Annotated in this window: 8 protein-coding genes; 7 read left to right on the top strand and 1 reads right to left on the bottom strand. The window is 71.8% G+C overall.

Annotated elements, in window-relative coordinates; translation table 11 throughout:
- Positions 1-20: 20 nt before the first annotated feature.
- Positions 21-1,322 (top strand): ROK family protein, encoded by a 1,302-nt coding sequence (locus tag AC068Z_RS39090; protein WP_478567401.1) that lies wholly within the window; start codon positions 21-23, stop codon positions 1,320-1,322.
- A gap of 49 nt (positions 1,323-1,371) precedes the next feature.
- Here AC068Z_RS39090 and AC068Z_RS39085 read toward each other — a convergent pair whose 3' ends face one another.
- Positions 1,372-3,534, bottom strand: coding sequence for a discoidin domain-containing protein (locus AC068Z_RS39085; protein ID WP_478567398.1), 2,163 nt, complete (start codon positions 3,532-3,534; stop codon positions 1,372-1,374).
- Positions 3,535-3,869: 335 nt separating this feature from the next.
- On the opposite strand from AC068Z_RS39085, the gene AC068Z_RS39080 reads away from it, so the two are divergent.
- From AC068Z_RS39080 to AC068Z_RS39055, 6 genes are all read left to right on the top strand, one after another.
- Positions 3,870-4,397 (top strand): hypothetical protein, encoded by a 528-nt coding sequence (locus AC068Z_RS39080; protein WP_478567395.1) that lies wholly within the window; start codon positions 3,870-3,872, stop codon positions 4,395-4,397.
- A 391-nt stretch (positions 4,398-4,788) separates the two neighbouring features.
- Positions 4,789-6,903 (top strand): hypothetical protein, encoded by a 2,115-nt coding sequence (locus AC068Z_RS39075; protein ID WP_478567392.1) that lies wholly within the window; start codon positions 4,789-4,791, stop codon positions 6,901-6,903.
- Positions 6,904-6,992: 89 nt separating this feature from the next.
- A complete protein-coding gene (gene pelF / locus AC068Z_RS39070; protein WP_478567389.1) occupies positions 6,993-8,477 on the top strand; it encodes a GT4 family glycosyltransferase PelF in 1,485 nt (494 codons plus the stop codon).
- On the top strand, positions 8,474-9,826 hold the full coding sequence (locus AC068Z_RS39065) for a hypothetical protein (RefSeq protein WP_478567386.1): 1,353 nt from the start codon (positions 8,474-8,476) through the stop codon (positions 9,824-9,826). Before pelF ends, AC068Z_RS39065 begins: the two co-directional genes overlap by 4 nt.
- Positions 9,827-9,859: 33 nt before the next feature.
- On the top strand, positions 9,860-10,861 hold the full coding sequence (locus tag AC068Z_RS39060; RefSeq protein ID WP_478567383.1) for a GDP-mannose 4,6-dehydratase: 1,002 nt from the start codon (positions 9,860-9,862) through the stop codon (positions 10,859-10,861).
- A gap of 32 nt (positions 10,862-10,893) precedes the next feature.
- Positions 10,894-11,607, top strand: a complete 714-nt coding sequence (locus tag AC068Z_RS39055) for a nucleotidyltransferase family protein (RefSeq protein WP_478567381.1) — start codon at positions 10,894-10,896, stop codon at positions 11,605-11,607.
- Positions 11,608-11,611 lie beyond the last annotated feature (4 nt).

Raw genomic sequence — 11,611 nt, 5'->3', positions numbered from 1 at the left:
GTCGAGCCTAGGGAGCAGGGGTGAAGGGGCGCAGCGGCCGTACGGTACGTGACCTGCGGCGGGAGAATCGCACTGCCGTTTTGCAACGGCTCTATTTCAATGGGCCGCTGAGCCGCTTCGCGCTCGGTCCCGCCACCGGACTGAGCTCGGGCTCGGTGAGCAACGTCGTCTCCGAGCTGATGGCGGAGGGCCTGGTCGAGGAGGCCGGCAGCGTCGACTCGGTCGGCGGCCGGCCCCGCACGCTGTTGCGGGTCAGCCCGCGCAGCGGCCACATGATCGGCATCGACGTGGGCGAGACGAGGGTCCGCATCGAGCTGTTCGATCTCGCGCTCACCGAACTGGCGCGGGTGGAGAGGCCGCTGGCGACCGACGGACGCCGCATCGACCGCTACGACGTCGACGTGGTCGTGCGTCACCTGCGCGAGGGCATCGCCGAGGTGCTGGAGCGGGCCGGGATCGCCGCACAGGGCCTGCTGGGCGTCGGCATCGGCGTACCGGGCATCGTGGCGCACACGCCGCGGGAGGGCGCCCTCGTACACGGCCAGACGATCGGCTGGGACGCCGTACCGCTGGAGCGGTACCTGCGGGAGTCGCGGCTGCTGCCCGAGTCGGTGCCGTACTACGTCGACAACGGCGCCAAGACGCTCGGCCAGGCGGAGATGTGGTTCGGTGCCGGGCGGGGGGCGCAGAGCGCGGCCGTGGTGCTCTTCGGCTCCGGTGTCGGCGCGTGCGTGGTCACCGGCGACATGGGTCCGGGCCGGGCCGTGGAATGGGGGCATCTGACCGTACGGGTCCGGGGGCGGCGCTGCCGGTGCGGCGCCCAGGGCTGCCTGGAGGCGTACGCCGGCGCCGAGGCGCTCCTGGAGCGCTGGGCGGAGGCGGGCGGAGTGCCGCCTGCCGGGGTGGACGAGGAGACCGCGCTGACCGCGATGCTCGCCGCCGCCTACCCGGCCGAGGGCCCCGCCGACGACACGGCGCTGGCCGTGCTGGAGGAGACCGCCGAGTATCTGGGCGCGGGCTTCTCCGACCTGATCAACCTGTTCCAGCCGGAGCGGATCCTGGTCGGCGGCTGGGCGGGCCTGCAGCTGGGGCGCCGTTTCCTGGACGCCGTGAAGGCCCACGCCACCGCCTACTCGCTGCGCTACCCCGCCGCCCACGTCCGGATCGACCTGGGCACGCTCGGCCCGGACGCGGTGACGGTCGGCGCCGCGATCCTGCCGCTGGCGGACTTCTTCGCGCGGGGCGGGCGGCCCGTGGAGGTGGAACCGAAGGAGCCGGATCCGGCCTGGCAGACCAACCTCCAGGACCGCGCCGCGCAGTAGGGGCCCTCCGGGCCGGGTGCGGGGAAGACCCCGGCCCGGAGGGAGTCGGTCACGGATAGGACGTGACGGTGGACGGCACGGTCGAGGTGCCGGAGGGGACGGTGGAGGCTCCCGTGTCGTTGATGACGTGCTCGTAGTGGCCGTTGCCGCTGAGCGAGACCACCAGCAGGCTGTGGAACTTCACCCCCGCCTTCACCGGTGCCTTGAAGCCGTGGTCCTGGCGGATGCTCGGGTCGACGTTGTAGAAGCAGTAACTGCCCAGCCCCCACGCCTCGTGCGTGTTCACCGAGTCGTCGACGCGATAGGCCGCGTACCCCTTGGTGGTGCCGTTCTGGATGGCGGCCTGGTTCGGGGCGTCGTAGGCCTTCTCGTTCTGGAAGAAGATGGTCCGGCCGCGTTCGCCGTACCACTCGACGTCGTACTTGTTGAAGTGCTCAACGAACAGGCCGGTCGCCAGGACGTCGTCACCGTTGACCCGGACGCCGTAGTCGGCCCGGTTGGTCTCCCAGCCGACGCCCTCGCCGTGGTCGGCGCGCCACACCCAGGTGTGGTCGATGATCGTGTCGTCGTTGTTGATCACCATGCTGGTGGTGGCCTTGCCGGCGCCCGCGCCACCGATCCGGATGTAGACGTCCTGGACGGTGGTGGGGTTGCCGGCGTGGTCGGCGCTCGCGCCCTGCGGACCGACCTCCAGCAGGGTGATGGAGTTGACCGTGCCCGCGTCGATCAGGAAGCCCGCCAGCCGGACGCCGTCCACATCACCCACGCGCATCGCCGTGACGCCGTTGTCCGGGATGATCGTGGCCAGGCCCAGGCCGAGCACGATCGTGTTCGCCCGGTCGATCTGGATCGTCTGGTCGACGTGGTACACGCCCGGCGTGAACAGCAGGTGCAGGCCCTGGCGCACGGCCTGGTTGATGGTCGCCGCGCTGGCGCCCGGCTTGACGACGTAGAAGTTGCTGAGCGGGATGGACTGGCCCTGCGGGGTGCCGCTCTCCCACGTCGTGCCGCGCGCGTTAGTGCGCAGCGCGGGCGCGAACACCTTGTACTCGTTGCCGTCCAGGTAGAGGAACGGCTTCTCGCGCGAGAGAGGCGTGTTGGCCAGCGTGGTGTACCTCGGCTCGGGGAAGCCGGTCGCCGGGGCGCCGACCGTGCCGGAGAAGACCTGGTTCCACACCGAGTTGGACCAGCCGCCGATGGAACTGTCCCGCGTGTACCACTGCTGCTGCGAGTAGTTGCCGACCTGGCCGTCGATCTTCGAGTCGGCGATGTAGCCGCCGCTGGCCCAGCCGTAGCCGTTCGGCGCGAGGTTCAGGCCGCCCTTGACGTGCATCCGGCGGAACGAGGAGGCCTGGGAGACCGCCCAGCGGTTGGTGCCGTTCACCGGGTTGACGGCGAGGTTCTCGGCTCCGCGCCAGAAGTTCTGGGTGGCGTTGCCGTTGAACCAGCCGGCGTCGACCGTGATGTCGCCGTTGATGGTGGTGTCGTCGGGGCGCAGGCCGAGCCCGGCGATCTGGGTGTAGAAGCCGATCTGGGCGTTGAGGCCGCTGTAGGTGCCGGGCTTGAAGAGGAAGGCGTGCCGGCCGCTGCCGAACTGGGCCGACTCCTGCTGCCGGAACACCTCGTCCAGCTTGGCCTGGATGCCGGGCGTGGACGGTTCGAAGACATGGACGTTCGGGCCGAGGTCACCGCCGCCCGGGATGGTGGGGCCGCCGTCCTGGGTGCCGTAGACCTTGAACTCCCAGAGCGAGTAGCCGTATCCGGTGGCGCGGGCGGTGCCGTACACCCGGACGTAGCGGGCGGTGCCGGAGACGTTCAGGGTCTGGACCCCGCCCGTGGCGGTGGTGGTGGAGTAGGCGGTCGACCAGTCGGTGCCGTTCTGCGAGATCTCGATGCGGTAGGCGGTCGCGTAGGCGGTCTCCCAGCGCAGTTCGACCTGGCTGAGCGCCGCGGGGGCGCCGAGGTCGACGCGGATCCACTGCGGGTCGGAGAAGGCGCTGGACCAGCGGGTGCCGTTGTCGCCGTCCACCGCGGCGGTGGCGGGTGTGCCGGCGTTCTCCTGGCTGGAGGCGGTCACCGGCTTGCCCTGCGAGAGGAGTGCCGGGGCGGCCTCGGCTCGGGGCGCGGGCACCACGGCGAGCAGGGCCGCGGCCAGGACGAGGACCAGCACGGCGATCAGTGAGCGTCTGTGGGGCGGATCGGCTGCGGACATGAATGCGGCTCCTGAGTACGAGAGTTGACGGAAAAGCGCGCGCTCTCGGGAACCCTGCCGCTGGTCCTCCGGTCCGGTCAATAACTCCGTCACGACTTTTCTTTCGCCTTTCATTAAGTAGGGATGGGCACCCTGCCGGCAGTCGGCCCCCACTCGTCACCCCTGCGATACGAGCCAATCGGCGCCCGAGCGGGCGAGACGCCGGCCGCACCGCCCGCACGCCTTCCCGCCACTTCACATGGCCCCCACGAATCCATCACGTGAGGATCACTTCCGGTCGACCCGGCTCCAGTGGTGCAGACGGGGCGGCCGGCGCCTGCCTAGCCTCCCGGGCCATGCGATCACCTCTGATGAGACGCTTCGGTCTCACCGCCGTCCTCGCTCTTCTGCTCGCCGCGTTCGGCCTGGCCCCGAGCGCGAGCGCGGCCGAACCCGCACCGGCCACCCTGACGTTCAGCTCCGACAGCGCGACCACCACGCCCGGCGGCACGGTGAACCTGTCGATGACGCTCACCAACAACGCCACGTACGACATCTGGTTCATGTACCAGACGATCGACCCGACCTGGCTGACCACTCAGCGCCCGGACCTGAAGTACTCCTTCACGTCCTGCACCCTGACCACCGCCACGGGCGGCACGCCGTGCGCCGGCACCGGTCCCGCCAACCTCGGCGCCAACTACGGCGCCACCGTCCCGCCCGGCCAGAGCCGCACCGTCACGCTCACCCTCCAGGTCGCCGCCGACTCCGGCTGCAACGGGAACATCGGCTTCTACTCCTACTTCTACGCCGAGTTCAGCGACCGCACGAGCCTCAGTGACGGCCCGGTCTACACCCCCGAGACGCGGGTCCTGTGCGCCTGATCGGCCACGGTTGACCTGAAACAGGTCTGTGATCGGCATCCCCGCGTGGTCCAGACCTCCGGAAGAAACACCGGCGGGCCCCAGTGGCCCGCCGGTGTCGTGTTCAGGCCCCCGGCCAGCACTCCAGCCACTTCGCGCCCCCCTTTCACCACCCCTTCGGCCAGGCATCGGCACGTCATGTACCGCCCGGTCATGACCAGTTGGACACCTGCGCTTTTCCGTCATGTTTCGCAAGATGACCACGAAAGCTACACAGAGACACCACCATGTGACGCGACGGATGCGTGGGCGACCGGCTACTGAGGGGGGCTCGGCGTCGCGCAAGGGGGTGCGTCCGCTCGTCTCGTCTGCGAGCAGTGCCCACCCCTGCCCGGGGAGGGGACAAAGCCGCATGAAGCGGATGTTATGCACGACCGCGCTGACGGTGGGCGCGCTCATCGCCGCACTCGGCCTGCCGGCCGGAGCGGCGGCCGCCGACAGCGCACCACGCGTCGATCTACGGGTCCTGGTCGTGAGCGACGGCGGCCCGTCCACGGACGCGATCGCCGCCGAACTCGACGTGGCGGGAACGCCGTACACCGAGATCGACCTCACACGGGCCGACCGGCCCGTGATCGACGCGGAACTGCTCGCGGACACCGTCGACGGGCGGCCCCGGGCCAAGTTCCAGGCGGTCGTCCTGCCCAGCGACAACCCGTTCGCGCCCGGCTCCGCCGAGATGGCGGCCCTGGTCGCCTACGAGCAGACGTACGGCATCCCGCAGGTCGACGCCTACACCTACGCGCGTCCCGAGGCCGGGCTGAAGTACCCGGTCGAGGGCGGCTACTCCGGCAGCCTCGACGGGGCGCGGGCCGAGGTCACCGCCGCCGGGCTCGCGGGGCCCTTCGGCTACCTCGACGGCGCGGTGCCCTTCGAGGACAACTCCCCCACCGTCGGCGAGAGTTACGGCTACCTCTCGACCCCGGCCGCGGGCGCCGACTTCACCCCGTACGTCGAGGCGACGGTCCCCGGGACCACCCGGCGCGGCTCGCTGGTGGGCGAGTACCGGCACGACGGGCGCCGCGAGCTGGTCGTCACCTTCGTCTACAACCAGTACCAGCAGCAGTTCCGGCTGCTGGCCCGCGGGATCGTCGAGTGGATGACGGGCGGGGTGCACCTGGGCGCGGCACGGAACTACTTCGCCGTCCACGTGGACGACGTGTTCGCCGCCGACGACCGCTGGAACACCGAGCTCAACTGCACGCCCGGTGACGTCGACTGTCCCGAGGGGGCGGGCACGCCCGACCCGATCCGGATGACACCCGAGGACGTCACCTACGCCGCCGACTGGCAGGACGGCCACGGCTTCACCCTCGACATGGCCTACAACGGCGCCGGGAGCGTCGAGCACCGCGAGGACAACGGCGGCGCCGACCCGCTCGCCGACCGCTTCCTCGCCGACCGGGCCCGCTTCCGCTGGATCAACCACACCTACACGCACGCCTTCCTCGGCTGCGAGCAGGACACCACCGTCGTGCCGTGGCGCTGCGCCACCGAGGCCGACGGCAGTGTGCGCTGGGTGAGCCGGACGGCCGTCGCCGACGAGATCGCCGCCAACGAGGCCTGGGGCACGAGCGCCGGACTGCCGCTGGAGAAGGACGAGTTGGTCACCGGGGAGCACTCGGGCCTGAAGGTGCTGCCGCAGCAGAGCGAGGACAACCCGAACCTGGCGCTCGCCCTGGCCGACACCGGCATCGAGTGGCTCGCCTCGGACAACTCCCGGGATCCGCGTCAGCGGCAGGTCGGCCCCGCGGTCACCGTGCCCCGCTACCCGATGAACGTCTTCTACAACGCGGGCCGGGCGGCCGAGCAGGTCGACGAGTACAACTGGATCTACACCAGCCGAGCCCAGGGCGGAAGCGGCATCTGCGAGGACAACCCGGCCACCTCCACCTGCCTGACCGAGCCGCTGAACACGGCCACCGGCTACGGCGACCACATCGTGCCGCTGGAGACGCGGACGGCCCTCGGCCATGTGCTCTCCGGCGATCCCCGGCCGCACTTCATCCACCAGTCCAACCTCGCCGAGGACCGCATCGCCTACCCGGTGCTCAACGGCGTCCTCGACGGGTACGCGGCGCTGTTCGCAGCGGACACCCCTGTGGTGAACCTGCGGATGAAGGACATCGGCGTCGAACTCCAGCGGCGCGCGGCCTGGCGGACGGCGCTGGACGCCGGGCAGGTCACCGCCTACCGCGTCGGCGACACGGTCACCGTCGAGGCCCCGGAGGGTGTCGCGGTCACCGCCACCATGCCCGACGGCACCACCCTGGCAGGCGCCGCGTTCGGCGAGGCGTACGCGGGCGAGCGGTCCGGCTGGACGGCCTCCGCGGGGGCGCCGCTCACGCTCGGACTGCCGTCGTCGGTGACCGAGGTCAGCGGCAGTACGGCCGACTCGGCACCGGTCACGAGCCCGGCGCCGGACACCTTCGTCCCGGAGGGGACGAAGGAGCCCTCGGTGAACTGAGGCGGCGCACCGACCGACGGTCCCGGCCGCCCCCTGCGCGGCTGCCGGGACCGGCACGACCACCCACTTCCCGGCCGTGGAGCACATCGATGCACGTTCCCCACGGCGCGCGACGCCTCGACGCGACGCGCGTCACCCTGCTCACCGAAGGCACCTATCCGCACAGCCACGGAGGCGTGAGCGTCTGGTGCGACCAGCTCGTCCAGGGCATGCCCGACCTGGACTTCGACATCGTCGCCGTCACCGGCACCGGCCACGAACCCGTCGTATGGGAGCTGCCCTCCCATGTGTCCCACGTCTGGTCCGTCCCCATGTGGGGCGCTCCCCCGAAGGGCGACCCGCCCCGAGGACGCGCCCGGCGCCGGCTCACCCACGCCTACGAGCGGTTCCTGACAGCGCTGCTGGACCCCTGCGCCGAGGACGGCTTCGCGCCCGCCCTGTATGTGATGGCGCGGGCGGCGGCGGACGGCACGCTCAGCCCCTTCCTCCGCGGCGACGGGGCGGTCGCCGTGCTGGCCTCCGTCTGGAACCGGCCCGGGCTCGTCGTCCGGGAGGCCCGGCCGTCCCTGCACGACGCGCTCACCGCCACCGGACTGCTGGAGCACGCCCTGCGGCCGCTGACCGCTCCGGTGCCGAGCACCGGGGTCACGCACGCGGTGAGCGGCGGCGTCGCCGTGCTGCCCGGCCTCGCCGCGCTGGAACGTTACGGCACTCCCCTGCTCCTCACCGAGCACGGCGTCTACCTGCGCGAACGCTACCTCGGCTATCGCACCGCCCCCTACCGCTGGCCGGTGAAGGCGGTCGTCCTGGGCTTCTTCCGGCTGCTGGCCGAGGAGACCTACCGCAGGGCCGCCCTGATCACCCCCGGCAACCGCTACAACCGGCTGTGGGAGGAACAGGGCGGCGCGGCACCGGAGTCGATCCGTACCGTCTACAACGGCGTGGATCCGGCGGCCTTCCCGCCCGCCGGGCCCGAACCGGAGGGGCTCACCCTCAGCTGGGCCGGCCGGGTCGACCCGATCAAGGACCTGGAGACCCTGATCCGCGCCTTCTCCCTCGTGCGGGAGCAACTGCCCGACGTAAGCCTGCGGTTGTTCGGCGGGACACCCCGCGGGGGCGAGGCCTACCGGGAGCGCTGCGAGGCGCTGGCCGCCGAACTGGGGCACGCGGACGCCGTCACGTTCGAGGGCCGGGTGGACGACATCAAGGACGCCTACGCCGCGGGCACGGTGGTGATGCTCTCCAGCATCAGCGAGGGCTTCCCGTTCACGCTGATCGAAGCGATGTCCTGCGGCCGGGCGACCGTCTCCACCGACGTGGGCGGGGTACGGGAGGCCGTCGGCGACACGGGGTTGGTGGTGCCGCCGAGGGATCCGGCCGCTATGGCGGCCGCCGCCGTGGAGCTGCTGAGCGATCCGGCGCGGCGGACGGCGATGGGCGAGGCGGCCCGGCTGCGGGTGATCGAGCAGTTCACCCTGCGCCAGACCATCGACACCTTCCGCGCCATATACCACGAACTCCCCGACACGGAACGGCGGTTGCCCGCCGCGCCGAGAGTGGCCGTGGCCCTGTGAGCGGCCCCATGGCACTCGAGCCCGGCGGCATCGAGCAGGACACGCTCGCGCTACGCCTCGCCGACGACGCCACCCTCGCCCTGCGGCTGCCGGGCGGCGCCACGCACCGGGCCGAGGTCGACCTCCTCGCCGCCGAGCTGGCCGACCGCATCGGACCGGCCGTCCATCCCTACGAGGTGGCGGCCCTGCTGGAGTCGGAAGGGCTGTCCCCGGCGGTGGTCGAGGAACGGTACGGGCATCCGACCGTCTTCTCGCTCGCCTCCGCCCTGTACGAGCGGGTCCCCCGGGTCTTCCCCGAGCCCGCGCCCGCGCCCGATCCCTGGCGTCCGGACCATGTGCGCTGTCTGCTGCGCGGGGCGCTGTTCGCGCTCCCCGGGCTCGCCTACCTGCTCACCGCGCCGCTGTGGCACGCCGAGCGGCACGTCGCCGCGCTGATCGTGGCCGGACTCGTCTCCTGGGCGTGGGGCCAGGCCCTGGGCCACCGGGCCCACCTGCGCCTGGCGGCGGGCCGTCGGGAGGCGGGCCGCACGCTGCTCCTCGGCGCTCCCCTGGGCGCCGCGCTGGCGACGGCCTGCGCCGCGGTGCCCGCGCAGGGCGGCCCGGTGACCCTGGTGGCGGCCGCGCAGGCCGTCTATCTCGCCGCCGCGGGCGTGCTGCTGGTGCTCGGCGCCGAGTGGCTGCTGCTGGCCGCGCTCACTCCCCTGGTGGCCGGGGCGGCGGTCCTGCCGTGGTGGGACCCGGGCACGACGCTGCGGGCCGGGCTGCCCCTGCTGGCACTGCTCGCCACACTCGCCGTCACCGCCCTCACCCTGCGCACGGTCCTGGCCACGGCACCCGGGCCCGCCGCTCCCCCGCCCGCGGCGCACCGGTCGCTGCCGTACGGCCTGTTCGGGCTCGCGGCCGGGGTCCTGGTGCTCGTGGAGGGTCGGGAGCATCCGTACGCGGTGATCGCGCTGACCGTGTCCATGGGGCCCGCCGAATGGCTGCTGTACCGCTACCGGGGCCTGTCCGTCGGCGCACTGCGCGCCGCCCCCACGCCCACCGCGTTCCTGTGGCGCTCGGCGGGAGTCCTCGGCCTGTGCCTGCTGGCCTACCTGCTGCCCCTGCTGCCCGCCGCGCTGCTCACCGGCAGTGACCCGGGCGCGCTGCTGCCGCTCGCGGCCACCCTGTGGACCGCGCTGCTGCTCCAGGCGTTCGGCATCGCCTGGCCACCGGCGGCGATCTGCCTGACCGCCGCGGCCGGCGCCGCCGCGACCCCGGACCACCTCTTCCTGCCCTACGGGGCGGCCGCCCTGTGTCTCACGGTCTGCGTGCTATGGACCCTCGGCCGCCCCGCGCTCCATGTCTGATCCCAGGCCCGACCATCCGGAAGGACAACAGAGTTGACCTCTGCACCGCTCGCCGCCGTCACCGGAGCCGAAGGTTTCATCGGCTCGCACCTCACCGAGGCGCTCGTCGCCTCCGGGCACCGGGTCAGGGCGATGGCCCAGTACAACTCCTTCTCCTCCTACGGCTGGCTGGAGACCCTGTCGCCGGACGTCCTGGAGCACGTCGAGATCGTCCTCGGCGACGTCCGCGACCCCGGCTCGGTCCGGGGCCTGATGGAGGGCGCCGAGGCCGTCTACCACCTGGCCGCCCTGATCGCGATCCCGTACTCCTACCAGGCGCCGCACAGTTACGTGGACACGAACGTGACCGGCACCCTCAACGTCCTCGAGGCCGCCCGCTCCCTGGGCACGCCCCGGCTGGTGCACACCTCCACCAGCGAGACCTACGGCACCGCGCAGACCGTGCCGATCACCGAGGACCACCCGATCAACACCCAGTCCCCGTACGCCGCTTCGAAGGCGGGCGGCGACCGGCTGGCCGACAGCTACCACGCGAGCTTCGCCATCCCGGTGGTGACGCTGCGGCCGTTCAACACCTTCGGGCCCCGCCAGTCCATGCGCGCCGTGATCCCCACGGTGATCGGGCAGGTGGCCGCCGGAGAACGGACGATCACGCTCGGCGATCTGCGGCCCACCCGGGACTTCACCTACGTCAAAGACACCGCGCAGGCCTTCCTCGCGGTCGGCACCGCGCCCGCCGAGCAGGTCGTGGGCCGCACCTTCAACGCCGGTACCGGCGGCGAGATCTCGGTCGGCGACCTGGTCGCGCTGATCGGCAAGGTGATGGACACCGCCCTCGACGTCCGCGAGGACCCCGAGCGGCTGCGGCCCACCGCGTCCGAGGTGATGCGGCTGGTCGCGGACGCCTCCCGGCTCACCGCGGCCACCGGCTGGCAGCCCGCCCACACCCTGGAGGAAGGCCTCGCCCACACCGTCGAGTTCTTCCGCGACCCGGCCAACCTGGCCCGCTACAAGACCGGCATCTACAACATCTGACCCCCCTCGGCACGTCACGAAGGAGCACCTCCATGCACGCAGTGATCCTGGCCGGAGGCAAGGGCGTCCGGCTGCGGCCCTACACCACGGCCCTGCCCAAGCCGCTCGTCCCCATCGGCGACCAGCACGCCATCCTGGAGATCGTGCTGCGCCAGCTCTCGGCGTCCGGTTTCACCCACTGCACCCTCGCCATAGGTCATCTCGGCGAGATCATCCGCGCCTACGTCGGCGACGGCTCCCAGTGGGGCCTGCACGTCACCTACGCCACCGAGGACAGCCCCCTCGGCACCATCGGCCCGCTGCTGTCGCTGCGCGAGCAACTGCCGGAGACCTTCCTGGTGATGAACGGCGACATCCTCACCGACCTCGACTACGCCGACGTGCTGCACCGGCACCGGGAGTCCAAGGCGCCGCTGACCATCGCCACCTACGCCCGCAAGGTGCACATCGACTTCGGGGTGCTGACCACAGACGCCAGCAAGGTGGTCGCGTTCACCGAGAAGCCGAGCATGGACTACCGCGTCTCGATGGGCGTCTACGGCCTGTCCCGCGACACCCTCGACACCTACACCCCCGGCCTGCCGCTCGGCTTCGACGAACTGGTCCTCGACCTGCTCGCCGCCGGAAGCCCGCCGCACGCCTACGAGTTCGACGGATACTGGCTGGACATCGGCCGCCCCGACGACTACGACCGGGCCAACGCGGAGTTCACCAGCCGCAAGTCGCTTCTGCTCAAGGGAGCCTGAGCAC

It is taken from the genome of Streptomyces sp. NPDC043726, from assembly GCF_056436565.1.
This window is presented reverse-complemented; position numbering and strand designations above follow the sequence as displayed.